Origin of the sequence: Paenibacillus sp. TC-CSREp1 (assembly GCF_050171015.1) — a bacterium.
In the GTDB taxonomy this organism is placed as follows: domain Bacteria; phylum Bacillota; class Bacilli; order Paenibacillales; family Paenibacillaceae; genus Paenibacillus; species Paenibacillus silvae.
In genome coordinates this window covers 1-18,429 of record NZ_JBNOKM010000005.1, presented here as the reverse complement: position 1 = coordinate 18,429, position 18,429 = coordinate 1, and the positions used below count along the sequence as shown (strand labels likewise).

Genomic DNA, 18,429 nt, shown 5'->3' with positions numbered 1-18,429 from the left:
TCACCTCTATTCGTCAGCCAGCCACGTACGCAGCAGATTGACGAATTCGTCCGGCTTTTTCTTGGCCAAACTCTCCAATTGTTTGCGCACTTGACTTTCGTTCGTCACACTGTCCAGTGTAATGGACGGGAACTCTGTTGCTACTGGAAGCGGAATGTCTTCTTCTTCCTCAATCTCATTTTGTTTACGACGACGACGCACTAACAGGATTACGACTGTAGCAATCAAAGCTGCAATCAATGCTCCGCCACCCCACATCATTGCAGGTGTCAGCTGGAAGCCTGTTTTGGCATCTGCAGCCGTTGCGAACCCTTGTGACATGACTGAAACTTTTTTCGTCAAATCTGCGTCTGTTATTGTAGTACCTGAATCTGCCAATGAGGCACGAACGATATTCACCAGAATATTTTCAATGGCATCCCGAACCGGCTGCTGCAATTCAGTTTGTCCTGCAGGCGGTTCAACCGCGACGTTAATGGTTAAATCTTTTACAGTATATGGGCTTGAAATGATATCTCTGGCAATTCGATTCACTTCATAGTTAATCGTGCTTGATGATTCCTCTGAATTCCCATTGCTGTTTGTATCTGAGGAAGGATAACCCGGAACGTCCTGTTGACCGGTTCCTGCGACACCACCAGACGGTGTAGCTCCTCCTGTATAGCTTTTTTGAATCTGCTGCACGCTGATCTCGATGCCCTTCATGTTCTCTTGATCCACAGGTGTAACCATATTTTCTTTGCTGGTCACCTTGTCAAAATTCAGTTTCGAGGCTACGAGCACGTTAACCTTGTCCTCACCTACAATTTGAGAAAGGAACTGTTTAACGTTGTTCCGCACATCACTTTCAAACTTTTTCTGTAGAGCCATATTTTCCTGAACTTCAGATGACAACCCACCGCTGCCACCGCGAGCCGTTGGAATGAGCTCAGCCTCATCCGTGTTGGTGATGGTGATATTTTCAATCGGCAGGTTCGGGACAGCCGTTTTGACCAAATTGAAATATCCGTCTACAGCTGCCTGGTTCGGATGATAGCCGGGCTTGAACTGAAGCGCTACGGAAGCCGAGGCTTTGTCCTGCTCTTCCAGACCTGCAAAGATGTTATCTTTCGGCATGTTAACAAGCACTTTGGCATCCTGAATTCCCTGCATTCGCTCAAGCAGCTTTTCAACTTCTCCGTTTAATGCATTGTTATACTTCACATCAAACTCTTTATCTGTCATGCCAATAGGCGAAGAAGAACTTTCAAATGCTTTATAACCGAGCGAGCCATTTTGAATAATGCCTTGAGATCCGATATTAACTTTCGTCAGCGCTACATCTGTACTAGGCACAGAGATGCTCTTTCCATCTGCACTGAGCTTGTAAGGAATATTGGAAGAGTTCAGATAATTGATTACACCAGCTGAATCGCTTGCATTTAAATCAGTGAACGCAACTTCATATTCTGTTTTGGATAACTGCATCGTCAGAACGACTGCTGCCAAAATCAGAAATAAGAAGGTTGAAATAAATAATGTTTTTTGCTTCTTGCTAAAGCTGTTCCAGTACTGTGATGCCTTGTCTCTGTACTGGGCAATTCTCTCATTCACTCTGTCACCCCATCCGAAACTTTGCTTAGTCTGTCCTTCCACAAGGCCTTAGCGTTCCATTAGCCTGTATGAGGAGCAGCATCGCAGCTGCTTGCCGTAATGATCAGCGCTATTGTCTGCGCGAGTGTTTCTTATAACTGCGTGCGCATAATCTCCTGATAAGCCTCAACCACTTTGTTTCGAACCTGAGAGGTCAGCTGCAGACTTAACAAGGCTTGTTCTGAAGCAATCATCACCTGATCTACATTCGCCTTGCCGATCAAAAATTGATTAGACATTTCATGCGCTTGGGACTCCTGTGCAGCGACAGACCCTAACGCATTTTGTAAATATGTACCGAAGCTCTGAATGCTCTCGGCTGGTGTAGAAGGTTTATTTTCAACAGTGCTTTTCATCTGCAACTGCTGGGCACCTTGAATGTTGAACATATTATTCTGAATCATGAATGTCCCTCCCCTTATCTCCTGGTTTCAATGGTTGTCGAAGAATGCAACAGATTAAGATCTACCGATCTCCAAGGCTTTGGAAATCATCGCTTTGGTTGAATTCAGTGCTGTAACGTTAGCCTCGTAAGAACGTGAAGCCGAGATCATATCGACCATTTCCTTCGCAATATCCACATTCGGCATATAGACATAACCTTCTGCGTTTGCGTCAGGATGAGTAGGATCATAGACTGGCTTGAGTGGTGACTGATCTTCTCGAATTTCGGTTACTCTGACACCGTCACCCGTTCCTCCACCTCGAATCTGATTTTGCAGCATTGTACTGAAGGACGTTTTATTCGGCTCCAATACAACCATTTTCCTTTTATAAGGAACTGCAACCCCGTTAACCACGCTCGCGCGTGTGGTTTCCGCGTTTGCTATGTTTGATGAGATGACGTCCATTCGTAACCGTTGAGCCGTTAGGGCCGAAGCACTGATTCCAAAACTGTTACTAATATTCAACGATGTTATCTCCCTTCTACGCCGATTCGCATCATTTTAATTTGTTCGTTGACTTGCTGGATATAAGCGTTGTAACGCAATTGATTGTCCGCCAGAAGGCTCATTTCCCGATCAATATCCACGTTATTCTGGTTGTTATTCATGGAGGTGGACTGGTCCATATTGACTACTGGCGTTGGTATAGAAGAGGAAGGACCTATGACAAAATGCCTTGGATCCGTTACTTTACCTTTGAGAACAGGCAGATCACCGTTCATCTGTTCCTGTAGCATTTCTTCAAAAGAAACGTCTGAGCGCTTGAAATACGGGGTATCGGCATTCGCGATGTTGTCAGCAATCGTTCGTTGTCTGATGTTCGACGCATCGAGTGCACCTTGCAATCTTTTAAAACTGATATCATTTAAAAGATTCACGATATCCCTCCTCTCTTTAGAATTTATGGAAAAAGATTGAATCTTTTTACGCGAAACTGCTTATGATTTTTCGACAAAAACATTCGTCTTTATACGTTTTTCTAGGACTTTGGTAGAATTAACTCTGATGTTGTCGTATAACATAAGTTTCTTCGAGATTGGGATATATTACAATAAGAAAAAAGCCCTATCTTTTCTGAAAGAGAGGGCTTTTTGTGTGTTTTCTGTAAATTATGATTTTTTTCGTAAATATTCAGTCCCAAATCAAAAATGTATTAACAATGTTGAAAAACAAGCTTAAACATTTTTAAAATAATTGTGATTCTCTCAATCCCTATTTCTCATTAAGCAAGAGGTAATCACATGCATTTCAAAAGCTTGACTACTTGTTGGTTTTAGCATTTTTTACCGCTATATTAGGGTTTAGAGCTGCTAGAGAGTGTATCTTAAATGAAGTTTCTTCTACATCGCTTGACCATTCTTCATTGAAAAATCGTCTGAACTTCATTTCTTCCTCAACACTTTTTTAACAATTACATTTACTGTTTCTAATTTATGTCCGCCAAAAATTTAGCCGCTTCCCATTTTTCCGCAAATCAACAATTTGCGTAAATGCGCAAGTTTTTCCAATGCTTCGCATGAATAATAAATGCAAATTAAATAATTAAAATTCTTTTAATGGAAATGAATGGTTTTGTTTTTGTGTGAATAAACCGCCATTCCTCTGCCCTTTGCCCTGATTAGTCTGCGGCACAAGTCCTACTTTTCAGTCTATTCAATATGTTACATCTCTTATATCGGTGTATCCCCAAGAAAGATTTAGCCATTCATAAAAATAAAAAAGTATGTACCGAACAACAGGACCTTCTCCATGTCATCCGCAAGTGTTCACAGATAATTAGAAAATGTCTGTTCCGATACATACTCATTAGCTAACCATACGTTACAGCTTATTGGCTAAGCTGGCCGCCATAAACTCGCTTTTTCACCAAACATAAAAGGCTGTTACAAAATATACTGACTCAAATCACGATCTGTTGCGATATCATTTAACTTCTCCCGTACATACTCAGGCGTAATCACCATATGCTCGAGCGTAAGCTCAGGAGCTTCAAAGGAAAGATCCTCCAGAAGTTTCTCCAAAATGGTATGCAACCGGCGAGCACCGATATTTTCTGTGTTCTGGTTAACCGATTCTGCCAATTTGGCGATCTCTCGAATCGCTTCATCGGAGAACTCGATTTCGATATTCTCTGTGCGCAGCAAATCCACATACTGCTTCGTTAATGCATTCTGTGGTTCTGTCAAAATAGACACAAACTCATCCAGTGAAAGGCTGTTAAGCTCTACCCGAATCGGGAAGCGTCCCTGAAGCTCAGGAATAAGATCTGAAGGTTTGGCCACATGGAACGCGCCAGCCGCCATAAACAGGATATAATCCGTTTTGACCGGACCATACTTGGTCATCACCGTCGAACCTTCTACGATTGGAAGAATGTCACGCTGTACCCCCTCACGCGATACATCCGGGCCACTTCCACGTCCTTGGCTCGCCACTTTATCAATTTCATCAATAAAAATAATGCCTGTCTGTTCTGCACGTCTTATGGATTCCTGAGTCACATCATCCATATCAATCAATTTACTTGCTTCTTCCTGAATCAGCACTTTGCGTGCTTCCTTGATTGCCAGTTTGCGCTTCTTCGTGCGACGAGGCAGCAAGCTGCCAAACATCTCCTGCATGTTCATGCCCATCTGATCATTGCCCTGACCAGCAAACATATCCATCATGTTTGGAGTACTATCCTCCACATCAATCTCGATGATGTCATCTTCCAGTTTACCAGACAGCAAATCAAATCTGATTTTGCGTCGGCGCTCTGCCACTCCTGTATCAGGTTCCGGCTCGTCTTGCTCATTAGCAGCATTCCCCGCATTGTTGTTGCCAAAAATCATTTCAAACGGATTACGCTGATTTTTGGACTTGGACTGGGAAGGGGCCAGGATATGTACAATGCGCTCGTTCGCCGCTTCCTCCGCTTTGTCCTTCACCTTTTCTGTACGCTCAAGCTTTACCATACGCAGTGATGTTTCGATCAGGTCACGGACCATGGACTCCACATCACGGCCCACATATCCTACCTCAGTGAACTTGGTAGCTTCCACTTTGACAAAGGGTGCGCCCACCAGCTTGGCAAGACGGCGGGCAATCTCTGTTTTACCAACGCCTGTAGGGCCAATCATCAGTATATTTTTAGGCACAATGTCGTCCTGTGTGTGTTCTGGCAAAAGACTGCGTCGATAGCGGTTACGAAGGGCTACTGCCACTGATTTTTTCGCCTGTTTCTGACCTACAATATATTTATCCAGTTCCGCAACAATTTGTCTTGGCGTTAAGGCTTGAGTATTCATATGCTTCCCTCCTGCATGTATGTTAACGTTCATGTACTACAAGAACAAAGAATCTCCTTAACGTAAGCCAGAGCAGATGAAACATCTTGCCCCTGTACGGGAGATTTCTTTGTTTTTACAATTCTTCCACAATGATATTGCTGTTCGTATATACACACAGCTCAGAAGCCACCTGAAGGGATTCGCGTGCGATGTCCTTGGCTTCCATCTGTACAGCGTGACGTTTCAGTGCCCGTGCAGCAGACAGTGCAAAATTACCGCCTGAACCAATGGCGATGATATCATCATCCGGTTCTATAATCTCGCCACCGCCTGAAATAAGCAGCATACCCGTTTTATCCATGACGATCAGCAGCGCTTCAAGCTTACGCAAAATGCGGTCCTGCCGCCAATCCTTCGCAAGCTCCACAGCAGCCCGCTGCAGATTACCGTGATGTTCTTCGAGCTTACCTTCGAATTTTTCAAACAACGTAATTGCATCAGCCACAGAACCTGCAAATCCGGCAACAACCTGTCCGCGATATAAACGTCTCACTTTTTTGGCTGTATTTTTCATAACAACGCTCTGGCCCATCGTTACCTGACCATCACCTGCAATCGCCGCCTTGCCATTATGACGGACAGCACAGATCGTTGTCGCATGAAATGACATATCCATGATATCTGCCTCCCCACGAATAATTTATACGCGTTCTGGAACGGTTAGACCTTCGGAAGCAGCAAACTTGGCGATTCCATCCAGGGCACGCTGGGCAAGTGCTTCATTTTTTTCTTTTTTGTTTCGAATTTTAGTTTCCAGTTTCGGAAGCAAACCAAAGTTTGCGTTCATCGGCTGAAAATGCTTGAAATCAGCTGTTGTAATATATTGAGCCATGCTTCCTAGCGTTGTTTCCACTGGAAGTACAACCAGCTCCTGACCAAGTGCCGCTTTGGCCGCATTCATGCCTGCAATCAGACCGGATGCCGCAGATTCAACATATCCTTCCACCCCTGTCATCTGTCCGGCAAAGAACAGATTCGGGCGATCTTTGAACTGATACGTCGGACGCAGCAGCTTCGGTGAGTTAATAAATGTATTTCGGTGCATTACACCATAACGTACAAACTCCGCATTCTCAAGACCTGGAATCAGAGAGAATACCCGTTTTTGTTCGCCCCATTTCAGGTGGGTCTGGAAGCCAACCAGATTGTAGAGCGTTCCCGCCGCATTATCTTGTCTGAGCTGTACTACGGCGTGCGGTAATTCACCTGTATGCGGGTTAATCAGACCTACCGGCTTCATAGGTCCAAACAAAGCCGTTTGTTTACCACGCTTCATCATAACTTCGATCGGCATGCAGCCTTCGAAATAAATTTCCTTTTCAAACTCTTTGAGCTGAGCAACCTCGGCGTTAATAAGCGCTTCATAGAAAATATCGAACTCTTCTTCTGTCATCGGACAGTTCAGATAAGCCGCTTCTCCTTTATCGTAACGGGAGGCGAGGTATACCTTGTTCATATCAATCGAATCTTTTTCAATAATCGGTGCTGCTGCATCATAAAAATAGAAATATTCCTCACCCATCAGTGCCTTGATCTGCTCGGACAACGCTGGCGAAGTGAGGGGCCCTGTAGCTACAACGACAATGCCATCTTCAGGCAGCGAGGTCAGCTCTTCATTCACCACTTCAATAAGCGGATGCTGATGCAGTGTGGATGTAATTTCCCCTGAGAAGCCATCACGGTCAACCGCCAAAGCACCTCCCGCCGGAACAGCATGACGATCAGCAGCGCCCAGCACCAAAGAGTTCAGCATTCTCATTTCTTCTTTCAATACACCTACTGCGTTAGCCAGCCCATTGGCACGCAGCGAGTTGCTGCAGACCAGTTCGGCAAATTTATCTGTATGATGAGCCGGTGTTTTGACAACCGGTCTCATCTCATATAGTTTAACGCGCACACCTCGGCTGGCAATCTGCCAAGCCGCTTCTGATCCAGCCAATCCGGCACCAATAACCGTTACTTGTTGTTCACTTGTCAAAATCATTTACCCCCATCATATGCTAATCCGCTGACTCATCTTCCGTTTCTTCCACCGGCTCCTGATGATCACATGAAGTACATTGTAGTTTGGTTCCTTTTTTGTTTCGTTTCTCTATCATTAAAGATCCACAGCTAGGACAAGGCTTAGCGGAAGGTTTATCCCAGGAAACGAAATCACATTCAGGATACTTGTCACATCCGTAGAATATACGTCCTTTTTTACTGCGACGCTCCACCACATGCCCTTCTTTACATTTCGGACATGTTACGCCGATATCCTTGATGATCGGTTTGGTATTGCGGCAATCAGGAAAACCCGAGCACGCAAGAAACTTCCCGAAACGCCCCAGCTTGTAAACAAGCGGTTTGCCGCACTTTTCACATATCTCATCGGATACCTCGTCTTCAATCTCAATCTCTTTCATTTCTTCTTCGGCAAACTCCAGCCGCTTTTCGAAAGATTCATAGAATTCAGCGAGAACTTTAACCCAGTCTTCGGAGCCTTCCTCTACATGGTCAAGATCACCTTCCATGTTCGCGGTAAACTCAACATTCAGAATTTCCGGGAAAAACTCTTCCATCTGCTCGATAACAAGCTCTCCGAGCTCGGTCGGCATAAACTTCTTTTCTTCGATCGCAACATATCCGCGCTTCTGAATAGTCTCCAGTGTCGGCGCATATGTACTCGGTCTGCCTATGCCCAATTCCTCCAATGTTTTAACAAGCCTTGCCTCCGTATAACGCGGCGGTGGCTGCGTAAAGTGCTGTTTGGGCTCAATTTCCTGCTTTTCAAGCACATCTCCACTTTTGAGCGGAGGAAGCAACCGATCTTCCTCGGTAGTACCATCGTCATTGCCCTCAACATACACTTTCATAAAACCCTGGAAGCGGACTTTCGAACCCGCCGCCCGGAAAATGGTATCTCCTGCAGCGATATCTACCGAAAGTGTGTCGAGAATAGCCGAGGACATCTGGCTTGCTACAAAGCGTTCCCATATAAGCTTGTATAATCGGAACTGGTCACGACTCATAAAGGATTTAATGGAATCCGGATCACGCAGTACAGAGGTTGGTCTGATTGCTTCGTGTGCATCCTGAGCATTGGAAGCCTTTTTGGAATAATTGCGCGGGCTCTCCGGTGCAAAGGTCTCTCCGTATTTGCCAATGATATATTCCTTGGCTTCTTCCTGTGCTGAAGCCGCAATACGGGTGGAGTCGGTACGCATATACGTGATCAGACCGACTGTGCCCTCTTTTCCAAGGTCTACGCCCTCATAGAGCTGCTGGGCAACCGACATCGTTTTGGAAGCCCGGAAATTAAGTTTACGCGCCGCCTCCTGCTGTAGGGAGCTCGTTGTAAATGGCGCAGAAGGATTACGCGTACGCTCTTTTTCTTTTACTTCCTTGATCGTAAAGTCGGCGCCCTCAATCTGTTTGAGAATAGCCTGTACTTCCGCTTCACTGCCCAGCTCGGTTTTGGTGCCGTTTAATTTGTGGAACTTCGCTTCAAACGGATTACCATCTGCACTCAGTTTGGCCGTGATGCTCCAGTATTCTTCTGGCTCGAATTCATCAATCTCGTTCTCACGATCCAGAATAATTTTGACCGCAACGGATTGAACCCGCCCTGCGGACAGGCCCTTTTTTACTTTCTTCCATAATAGTGGACTGATCTTATAACCCACAAGCCGGTCCAGAATACGTCTGGCTTGCTGTGCATTGACAAGGTCCATATTAATTTTACGTGGCGTTTTGAATGCGTCCTTAACGGCCTGCTTCGTAATTTCATTAAATACAACCCGGCAGTCGGCCGTGTCATCCAGTTCAAGCGCGTGGGCCAGATGCCAGGCAATTGCTTCTCCTTCACGATCGGGGTCGGCTGCGAGATATACTTTTTTGACTTTCTTGCGCGCATCCTTGAGTTCCTTCAGTACTGAACCTTTACCGCGGATCGTAATATATTTCGGGTTAAAATCGTTCTCTACCTCAACGCCGATCTGACTCTTTGGCAAATCGCGGACATGTCCCATTGAAGCTTTCACGATGAACTTGCTGCCCAGGTATTTGCCAATCGTCTTCGCCTTTGAAGGCGACTCCACGATTACGAGTGCATCCGCCATAGGTTCATCCTCCTCTCAGTCATGAAACTTCTTGCCATATAAGTTGAACTTCGAAATTTACAAGTGACACTCCGATGACAGAGTTTGAGTGTAAATAATTTTTCAACTTATATAGTTCATGTACTTTCATTTTCATATTTTATATATTCCACATACTGCACAGGTTGCAGCATCGTCATACCCTTGCATATTTGGTTCCAGGTAATTGGGTAATCTGCTTTTTTATGATTAAAGATAACAGAACTGAATGTAAATGTCCAAAATCCCAGCCTAACTGATCAATCAGTTGATCCAAGGATTGCTCTTCCTGCTCAAGTAAAACGATAATCCGCTGTTCATCTGCAGACAGCTGAACTTTCGTAAACAGCCCTTCTTCTGCATGCCCCTGCATTTCTGCCGAACGTCCTCTATTGTAAGGAAGTTGTTTGGTATTTGGCAAGTCCAAACGATACTCTTCCAACAAATCAGCTGCACAAGTGACCAGTTTTGCCCCCTGACGAATCAAATTATGTGCCCCGCGGCTCTTCGGAGAAGTAATGGGTCCAGGAACAGCAAATACATCCCTTCCCGCTTCCAGTGCTGCATCCGCGGTAATTAATGAACCACTGCGCAGATCTGCTTCTACAACAAGTGTACCAAGTGTTAATCCGGCTATAATTCGGTTACGTTCGGGAAACAGCCCTTGACGGGCTCTCGTTCCGAGTGGATATTCGGACAAAAGCAGACCTGTTTCGGCAATCTGTTCCGCCAGGCTTGTGTTTTCAGGAGGATAAACATAGTCCATTCCCGTTCCAAACACGGCAATTGTTTTGCCCCCTTCTCGTACAACGGCCTCATGACACACACGATCAATACCTCTGGCAAGACCACTGACAATGGTTAGTCCAGCCTGACTTAATTGCGATGCAAGCTTCTCACCTACCTTGCGTCCGTAGACGGTAGGCAGCCTAGTTCCAACCATTGCAATCGAAGGTGTATGCAGCAGCTCAATATCCCCCCGAGCATACATAATCCAGGGAGGCTGAACGGTTTCCTTCATTAATATAGGATAATTGGAATCCAAATAAGTAATAACCTTGAGGCCACGATTATAAACCTGCTCTCTTCTATATTCAATCCAGCTGGCATTAAAATCCTTGACCAGCCGGGCAGCCTGATCTTTTCTCAGTCCAGCTGTAATCCAATCTGCTTCCTGGTAATCAAACAGCTCTGTCAGTGAATGTGCACCTGACATCAATTTGGAAATGCTTTTTCTACCGATGCCCTCCATTTCATGCAGCCCGAACAAAATCCAGCGTTCCTCCATCTTGTTTACCTCCCGTGGAGGAGAGAAAAACTCCCCTCATATTGTGTGATAAGTTCCGAAAAAATGCAAGCGTTTACACCTATTCGGCATTACAAAACGAATTTCTCGTAAAAAAACGCAAAAAAGCAACCCTTCGTCCCTTGTAAGGACAAAAGGTTGCTTACCTTTACCGTTTCTGAATTAACGGTTGCAGAAATAAACAATTTCCAAGCCGTTTCTTCTATTATAACGGAACAGGATTAATGTGTCGTGCACAGATTCAAAATGCCGCGTTCTTCAAGCACGCTTACCAAAGTGGAGCCCATTTCGGCTGGTGTTGGAGCGACTTTGATACCGCAGGATTCGAGCTTCGCAATTTTCTCTTTGGCTGTACCTTTACCGCCGGAGATAATTGCGCCCGCATGACCCATACGTTTACCTGGAGGCGCTGTAACACCACCGATGAATCCAACCACCGGTTTCGTCATGTTAGCTGCCACCCACTCGGCCGCATCCTCTTCCGCAGTACCACCGATCTCACCAATCATGATTACAGCATGCGTTTGAGGGTCTTCATTGAAACGTTTCAGGATATCGATGAACTCGGAACCCTTAACCGGGTCTCCACCAATCCCTACCGCAGAAGACTGACCAATGCCACGAGTTGTAAGCTGATGAACAGCTTCGTACGTCAGTGTTCCGGAACGGGAAACAACACCAACGTGTCCTGGCATATGGATATATCCTGGCATGATACCGATCTTGCACTCGCCCGGTGTAATGACACCTGGACAGTTAGGACCGATCAATACCGTATTTTTTCCTTCCATGAAACGGTCCACTTTGACCATATCAAGAACAGGAATACCTTCGGTAATACAGATGACAAGATCCAGTTCTGCGTCAACCGCTTCCATGATGGAATCCGCCGCAAATGCAGGAGGAACGTAAATGACGCTCGCTGTTGCGCCAGTAGCTTCCTTCGCTTCCTGCACCGTGTTGAATACCGGCAGGCTGACTACTGAACCGTCTTCCAGCGTGATGTCAACATTGGTTCCGCCTTTACCTGGCGTAACACCGCCTACCATTTGGGTTCCGTAGTCCAATGCGCCCTTCGTGTGGAACATTCCCGTTGAACCCGTAATGCCTTGCGTAATGACTTTTGTATTTTTATCGATCAAAATACTCACGTTGCTTCACATCCTTACGGTTATTTTTCAATTCCCGGACAGCTCCGGTACGAAGGAATGAACTTATTTTACGAGGGCCACAATTTTCTGTGCACCATCGGCCATGGAATCAGCTGGAACGATATTCAGTCCGGATTCGCCCAGAATGCGTTTACCCAGTTCCACGTTAGTTCCTTCAAGACGAACAACCAGCGGTTTGGTCAGGCCAAGTTGCTTCGCGGCTTCAACGACACCGTTGGCAATGACATCACAACGCATGATACCACCGAAGATGTTAACAAAGATACCGGCTACTTTGGCATCAGACAAAATAATCTTGAATGCTTCAGTAACTTTCTCTGTGGTCGCACCGCCCCCAACATCAAGGAAGTTGGCAGGGTCGCCGCCATAATATTTGATGATATCCATCGTCGCCATCGCAAGTCCTGCACCATTAACCATACAGCCGATGTTGCCGTCAAGCGCTATGTAGCTGAGGTCATATTTGGAAGCTTCGATTTCTTTTTCATCTTCCTCATCCAGGTCACGAAGCTCTTGAATATCCTTGTGACGGAAGAGAGCATTGGAGTCAAAATTCAGCTTTGCATCCAGTGCGATAACGTTTCCATCTCCGGTAACAACCAGCGGGTTGATCTCGGCGATCGAGCAATCTTTTTCAACAAATGCCGTGTACAGCGCAAGCATAAACTTCACAGCTTTATTCACGAGTTCATTCGGAATTTTGATGCTGTAAGCCAGCTTGCGTGCCTGGAACACTTGTAACCCGATTGCAGGGTCAATCACTTCTTTGAAAATTTTCTCAGGTGTAGCTTCAGCTACTTCTTCAATCTCCGTACCGCCTTCTTCAGAAGCCATCATGACTACACGACCTGTAGCACGATCGACCACAACACCCACATAATACTCTTTGCGGATATCACAGCCCTCTTCAATGAGAAGACGTTTCACTTCTTTACCTTCTGGTCCTGTCTGATGGGTTACTAATACTTTGCCCAAAATTTCGGAAGCATAGGCACGAACTTCGTCGATGCTTTTTGCCACTTTCACACCGCCGGCTTTCCCCCGGCCTCCTGCGTGAATTTGCGCTTTAACTACAGTCACCGGACTGCCCAGTGCCTCTGCGGCCGCAACCGCTTCATCGACTGTATAAGCAACCTTTCCATTTGGAACGGTAACTCCATACTGTTTCAGTACTTCTTTTCCTTGATATTCATGGATATTCATTCTCGAATCCTCCTATCAACATGACTGCAACAAGGCGGGTTGGTAGACGAACAAAAGACAAATGTTGACTATTTTCACTTAAACCCAATTCATTGTAACATGTTTTTAAAACGCTTTCCTTAAAAAAGTAATGGTTAATAGACAGCTTTTTGATATGGATATGATCCCTTTTTGTGAATGCTTGGATATAAATGGAAAAAACCTTAGCTGAATTAGCTAAGGTTCGGTGTAAATGACAGCTCCAATTATTTTTTGGATGCATTCATATTGGTTGCGTGCACTTTATCCAGCAAGCCTTTGAACTGACCAAGCAGTGCTTCAAACTCCTTGCTGTTCAGACAAGCATCTCCCTGTATGGCATCCGGAATGCTAAGCGCTTTATTTTTAAGTTCACGTCCTGTATCGGTCAATGTAATTAATACTTTACGCTCGTCCTGAGCGGAACGCTCCCGATAGATGAGTCCGGCTGCCTGCAAACGTTTCAGAAGAGGTGTCAACGTACCTGAATCAAGGTATAACGCCTCACCGATCTCCTTAACCGTACACTCCTGCCGCTCCCACAATACCATCAAAACCAGATACTGAGAATATGTTACACCCAGTACCTCGAGATAAGGCTGGTACAGCTTGGTAATCTCACGTGAACAAGCGTATATGGCAAAGCATAATTGATTGTCCAGCTTCAAACGATCTGTCTGCATGTTGTCTGTCTCACCTGCCTAATGTACATTAAATTGCATTATTGGATTTAAGGCTATCCTAACTGCTTCACCTAAATTTTACAGTGATTCAGATGCCTTTGTTCTATCTTATCACAAAATAGATAAAAAGAAGAATAATTGAGCACAAATTATTTTATGAACCTAATAAATCATCGTAAATTAAGTTGTATAAAATATAATTAAGCAGACTGAAAATGCTAACGGGTTGACGCTCTGATCGCTTTTCTATAAAATGCAAGTAGAAGCTGAGGAAGCACCTTAATTCGAAGAACGGCCCGACCTGTGCGGAGCCGATTATCCGAGTGAGGTGTTTCTTTGTTATGTACGGAAAGTTATACAGCTCATGCCTCTATGGTATCGACGGCGTATTAATTGAGGTAGAAACGGACCTGTCGAATGGTTTACCAATAACCTCCATCATCGGACTTCCTGATTCAGCGATCCGTGAAGCCGTTGAACGAGTTCGGGCTGCGATTAAAAACTGCGGATACCAGTATCCTTTGCAGCGCATTACGATTAATCTTGCTCCCGCTGACCTGCGTAAGGAAGGGTCTTCCTTCGACCTAGCCATTGCTATTGCTTTGCTTACAACCAGCGGTCAGCTTGTGCTTCCTCCAGGGGAACGCACTCTGGTGCTGGGGGAGCTCGCACTGGATGGCTCCATTCGCTCTGTGCCCGGTATGTTATCAATGGTTGATCTGGCTAAAAGACAAGGCTTCACGTCGGTTCTGTTACCTTCCGACAATGTGCAGGAGGCTCGTCTGATTCGTGGAATCGAGATTTACGGCCTGCGTCACCTGAAGGACCTGGCACCTAACCTCACAGACAGTTCAGGTCATCCGCCAAACGATATGGGCAATACGATGGGGAAAATGGCCAGTACAGGGCCAATTACCTTGAAAAATTATAATCATCTGCGAAGCTGCGCACCGTCCAGTTCACCATGGAATCAAGGCAAGACAACGTCCTCTTCGTCCTCTGAAGACTATAGCGATGTGCTGGGACAGCATCATGTCAAACGTGCTTTAATGATTGCCGCTGCCGGAATGCACAATATTATGCTGGTAGGTCCCCCTGGTACAGGTAAAACGATGTTAATTAAGCGACTGCCAACGATTTTGCCGCCTTTGTCGGAAGAGGAAGCGCTTGAGGTGACCAAAGTGTTAAGCGCAGCCGGACAACTGAAAGAAGCGCCACAGGGACTGATTACGGACAGACCGTTCCGCTCGCCCCATCACACGATATCGGCATCCGGCCTGATTGGAGGTGGCGGCATACCAAAGCCGGGTGAAGTCAGTCTCGCTCATCGCGGAATATTATTTCTGGATGAACTGCCCGAGTTTCAGCGTCAAGTTCTGGAGGTGCTCAGACAACCACTCGAGGATCAGACGGTAACGATCAGTCGTGCAAGAGCTGCGTTCACGTTTCCTGCACAGTTCATGCTTGCCAGCTCTATGAATCCGTGTCCCTGCGGCTATTTATCAGCCCAGGTTGAGGATCAGCGCTGCATCTGCACTCCTGCTCGCGTAGCAGCATACCGTGCCAGAATTTCAGGTCCACTGCTTGATCGTATCGACCTGCAGATCGAGGTTCCTCCACCGGGGGATTGGCGAAAGTCCGGAGCCTCCCCTTCTTCTGCTGACATGCAAAGCAAAGTGATTGCAGCCCATGCCATTCAGGCCAAACGTTACGCGAACCATCCGGTTCGCTGGAACAGTCAGCTCTCGGGTACCTTTTTACGAAAAACGATTCACCTGCCGCCTGAAGCGGAGCTGCTGCTAGACGAAACGTTGACTACACTTCAACTTAGCATGCGTGCCCGTGATCGAATTATGAAGGTGGCCCAGACGATCGCAGATCTGGATCATGAAGGAATGATTCAGACCGCTCATGTGGCGGAAGCAATACAGTATCGTCAGTTAGACCTGAATTTATTTTAATGCTGCGAGATGCGGAATGCATGTGAACCCATATGAACCCACATAAAGAGCCGTATGAGAGCTCTCCATATATGTTAATGAAGAGTCTGATACGGCCTTGAAAAAAATTTCATACCACTCAAACAAGACTTTGCTATCATGCCAACAAAACTTTGATACCATTCATGAATCGTTTCGTTAAAACTGAATGTTATTCAAACAAGGTAAGCTTGTCCTTGGCTGGTGTGCGCTCTTTCGGTGATGGAATCACATCAGGGTATCCCATATAGATCATGCCTATAATCTTCTCTCCGGCCTTGATACCAAGCTCCTCACGGAATTTGGGTGCATAGAGAAAAGGCTTTGTTACCCAGAACGTGCCAATCTCCTCACTCCAGGCTGCAAGCATAAAGTTCTGAACCAGCGCACTGACTGCAGCAAAATCCTCATCCCAGATCGCTTGTCTCGGGTCTTCCTCCATTACAACAAGCATAATGGAAGGCACCTGCAGCACATTGGCAGAAAACTTGTTATCTTCGCCCATCTCGGCTTCAATGGCCTCTGCCAGCTTTTTACGTCCTTTGCCGCTAAACAGTACAAATCTCCATGGCTCGCGCAATTTATGGTTGGGCGCCCAAACCGCTGTATCGAGCAAATCTATAATCTGCTCCGTTGGAACAGCCTCTTTTTTAAACTTTTTGACAGTTCGGCGGCTCTGGATCGCATGCCGGACTGCATTACCTGTGTTCGTCGCTTTACTCATGGGTCATGCCTCCCTCTCCACATCGTACATGCAGGCTACAGCTTCCATTATACACGCTTCTACTGCCGAGATTCAAAAATGACCCAAAGTGCAGACCTTGATGTCCTCTTATCCCCTATAATCCCACCATAGTGTGATGCGCTGTTCAAAACATGCAGGAGTCTATTGAAAACAGTGTAATCACTGTGTGTACAGCTGCACCCATCCAACAAAAAAAGATGAGCCCTTAGATATCTTCTTCGATATCTGAAGTCCCATCTCTTCAGTCATTTGTTATTATTCAAGCTTAAAATGCGTTCTCTACATGATTGACGGATATAATCTCACCCTTAGAGCTCATCATCACAGCAATGACATCAAAGCGAATCTGACAAGCATGCTCTTCGGCCATTTGTATGTAAACGGCAGCGGTGGATCGCACCTGCTGCATTTTGCGCTGATCGACAGACTCCTGCGGAGTCCCGAATGCAGCATGTGAACTGCGGCTTCGAACTTCGACAAAAATCAACAAATCCCCGTGAGATGCGATGATATCCACTTCTCCGCTGCGGCAGCGCCAGTTTCGTTGAAGGATACGATACTGGTGCTGCTCTAACCAGCGGCAAGCCTGTTCTTCTCCAATTTGACCCTTCTGCTGACGAGTCAGCTTGCCATTCAACTTCTCACCTGACCCTGAGTCTACCATGTCTCCTCCTCATCACGACCAGAGGCAAGCCGGTCTGCTCGGTACACATAGGTCAGCACCTCGGCCACCAGCTGGTACAGCTCTGCTGGAATCTGTTCATCCAGATCCAGCTTGGAGAGCACTTCCACGAGAGCTGCATCCTCCTGCACGGGAACCCCGTTTTCCTTGGCTTTATCCAGAATAGCTTCGGCCACTTTACCACGGCCTTTGGCTACAACAATCGGCGCTTCGGTTTCTCCGGGAACATATTTTAACGCTACTGCTTTTTTGGATAACAAATCCGGCTGCGGTGATTCCTCTTTCATACTTTGAAATCCACCCCTTTATATCGCTCAGGGCTGTAGTCCGATGCAGTCACCTTTCGATCTGCACCTGCCTCCTGCCCTTCAGGCCAAGCCTCTGCTCTAAAGGTCAACAACTGATAACCCAGCTTGTCGAGTGATTGCTGAATCATCTCACGGCCGCTCTCCAGCAAAGCTCCCATCCCCTCATTGTCATTAAGCACACGCAGACTGACAATGTTATTCACTACATGTACATCCACCAGCGTATGTCCCAGGCTCTTCATGTCCAGATCAAACAGCAAGCGGCAGTTGGACGCATCCAGCTCACCGCGCTGACCACGGCGCGATTGAATCTGCACCGAAGCGGTCTGTTCTCCATCCGGGCCGGTGATGGGGATAAACCAGTGCATCTGTGCAAACGTTGCACTGCGATCGGTGGTAAGCAGCAGCTGCTGACCTGTCAGATACTGCACCGCTTGGGCGGCGGCATCTTTCAGTGCCGCCGGAGCACTGTCGCTGCTGGCAAGCTGCAGCAGCAAGCCCTTGAGCGTGTCCGCGTTCGCCGGACTCGCTGCTTCCCCCACGCGCGGCTGCATCGCCGCGCCGTGAACGGCCTGCTGCTCGTGCTCCGCACCGAGCAGCTTCAGCACGCGCCCCACCCACGGGTCTCCCTCGTGGGTGACAGGCGCGTGGGCTGCCGCCGCGCCCGCAGGTGCGGCGGCAGGCAAGGGCTGCGGCGAGCCTTCGGCAGCCGCAGCCACCTGGCCGCCCTGCTGCGCAGCAGGGGCGGCCTGAGCTGCCGCGCCAGGCTGTGCCGGGGCGGCAGTGGGGGGGGGGGGGGGAGGGG

General features: G+C 46.8%; 16 protein-coding genes and 1 pseudogene. 1 reads left to right on the top strand and 16 read right to left on the bottom strand.

The genetic code is table 11. The annotated features are described in order from the left end of the window. Nucleotides 1-6: 6 nt before the first annotated feature. The 12 genes from fliF to ACQSGY_RS08390 all read right to left on the bottom strand — a co-directional run bounded on the left by fliF (nucleotide 7) and on the right by ACQSGY_RS08390 (nucleotide 13,910). Nucleotides 7-1,593, bottom strand: a complete 1,587-nt coding sequence (gene fliF / locus ACQSGY_RS08445; RefSeq protein ID WP_216513428.1) for a flagellar basal-body MS-ring/collar protein FliF — start codon at nucleotides 1,591-1,593, stop codon at nucleotides 7-9. 131 nt (nucleotides 1,594-1,724) lie between these two features. Next, on the bottom strand, nucleotides 1,725-2,036 hold the full coding sequence (gene fliE, locus ACQSGY_RS08440) for a flagellar hook-basal body complex protein FliE (RefSeq protein WP_110893165.1): 312 nt from the start codon (nucleotides 2,034-2,036) through the stop codon (nucleotides 1,725-1,727). Between the two features lie 54 nt (nucleotides 2,037-2,090). After that, complete coding sequence (gene flgC / locus ACQSGY_RS08435) at nucleotides 2,091-2,543, bottom strand: flagellar basal body rod protein FlgC (protein ID WP_427051526.1); 453 nt, start codon at nucleotides 2,541-2,543, stop codon at nucleotides 2,091-2,093. A gap of 5 nt (nucleotides 2,544-2,548) precedes the next feature. Further along, nucleotides 2,549-2,956 carry a flagellar basal body rod protein FlgB gene (flgB, locus tag ACQSGY_RS08430; protein ID WP_111270000.1) on the bottom strand — a complete coding sequence of 136 codons (408 nt, stop codon included), beginning with the start codon at nucleotides 2,954-2,956 and terminating at the stop codon, nucleotides 2,549-2,551. A gap of 1,005 nt (nucleotides 2,957-3,961) precedes the next feature. Further along, complete coding sequence (hslU, locus tag ACQSGY_RS08425; protein WP_427051525.1) at nucleotides 3,962-5,368, bottom strand: ATP-dependent protease ATPase subunit HslU; 1,407 nt, start codon at nucleotides 5,366-5,368, stop codon at nucleotides 3,962-3,964. 115 nt (nucleotides 5,369-5,483) lie between these two features. Further along, nucleotides 5,484-6,026 (bottom strand): ATP-dependent protease subunit HslV, encoded by a 543-nt coding sequence (gene hslV / locus ACQSGY_RS08420; RefSeq protein ID WP_111269998.1) that lies wholly within the window; start codon nucleotides 6,024-6,026, stop codon nucleotides 5,484-5,486. Between the two features lie 24 nt (nucleotides 6,027-6,050). Further along, entirely contained in the window at nucleotides 6,051-7,394 is a 1,344-nt protein-coding gene (gene trmFO, locus ACQSGY_RS08415) for an FADH(2)-oxidizing methylenetetrahydrofolate--tRNA-(uracil(54)-C(5))-methyltransferase TrmFO (protein WP_427051524.1), read from the bottom strand. Between the two features lie 16 nt (nucleotides 7,395-7,410). Continuing rightward, nucleotides 7,411-9,510 carry a type I DNA topoisomerase gene (topA, locus tag ACQSGY_RS08410; protein WP_184180239.1) on the bottom strand — a complete coding sequence of 700 codons (2,100 nt, stop codon included), beginning with the start codon at nucleotides 9,508-9,510 and terminating at the stop codon, nucleotides 7,411-7,413. A gap of 175 nt (nucleotides 9,511-9,685) precedes the next feature. Continuing rightward, nucleotides 9,686-10,816: a DNA-processing protein DprA gene (gene dprA, locus ACQSGY_RS08405; protein WP_427051523.1), complete on the bottom strand. Its 1,131-nt coding sequence runs from the start codon at nucleotides 10,814-10,816 to the stop codon at nucleotides 9,686-9,688. 239 nt (nucleotides 10,817-11,055) lie between these two features. Then, nucleotides 11,056-11,985 (bottom strand): succinate--CoA ligase subunit alpha, encoded by a 930-nt coding sequence (gene sucD / locus ACQSGY_RS08400; protein ID WP_110893179.1) that lies wholly within the window; start codon nucleotides 11,983-11,985, stop codon nucleotides 11,056-11,058. A gap of 63 nt (nucleotides 11,986-12,048) precedes the next feature. Continuing rightward, complete coding sequence (gene sucC, locus ACQSGY_RS08395) at nucleotides 12,049-13,209, bottom strand: ADP-forming succinate--CoA ligase subunit beta (RefSeq protein WP_111269994.1); 1,161 nt, start codon at nucleotides 13,207-13,209, stop codon at nucleotides 12,049-12,051. A 245-nt stretch (nucleotides 13,210-13,454) separates the two neighbouring features. After that, the gene (locus ACQSGY_RS08390) at nucleotides 13,455-13,910 is read right to left on the bottom strand and encodes a MarR family winged helix-turn-helix transcriptional regulator (RefSeq protein WP_145402793.1); all 456 of its coding nucleotides are present in this window, start codon (nucleotides 13,908-13,910) and stop codon (nucleotides 13,455-13,457) included. Nucleotides 13,911-14,251: 341 nt separating this feature from the next. Between ACQSGY_RS08390 and ACQSGY_RS08385 the strand changes: the two genes are divergently transcribed. Continuing rightward, nucleotides 14,252-15,871, top strand: coding sequence for a YifB family Mg chelatase-like AAA ATPase (locus ACQSGY_RS08385; RefSeq protein WP_427051521.1), 1,620 nt, complete (start codon nucleotides 14,252-14,254; stop codon nucleotides 15,869-15,871). 190 nt (nucleotides 15,872-16,061) lie between these two features. On the opposite strand, the gene ACQSGY_RS08380 is transcribed toward ACQSGY_RS08385, so the two are convergent. The 4 genes and pseudogenes from ACQSGY_RS08380 to ACQSGY_RS08365 form a co-directional block, all read right to left on the bottom strand. Then, entirely contained in the window at nucleotides 16,062-16,613 is a 552-nt protein-coding gene (locus ACQSGY_RS08380; protein WP_216513420.1) for a nitroreductase family protein, read from the bottom strand. A 286-nt stretch (nucleotides 16,614-16,899) separates the two neighbouring features. Continuing rightward, nucleotides 16,900-17,298, bottom strand: a complete 399-nt coding sequence (locus tag ACQSGY_RS08375; RefSeq protein WP_427051519.1) for a YraN family protein — start codon at nucleotides 17,296-17,298, stop codon at nucleotides 16,900-16,902. Next, complete coding sequence (locus ACQSGY_RS08370; RefSeq protein ID WP_111269989.1) at nucleotides 17,292-17,603, bottom strand: EscU/YscU/HrcU family type III secretion system export apparatus switch protein; 312 nt, start codon at nucleotides 17,601-17,603, stop codon at nucleotides 17,292-17,294. Before ACQSGY_RS08370 ends, ACQSGY_RS08375 begins: the two co-directional genes overlap by 7 nt. Then, a pseudogene (locus ACQSGY_RS08365) lies at nucleotides 17,600-18,429 on the bottom strand (DNA ligase); the annotation flags it as partial. The pseudogene ACQSGY_RS08365 and the gene ACQSGY_RS08370, both read right to left, overlap by 4 nt.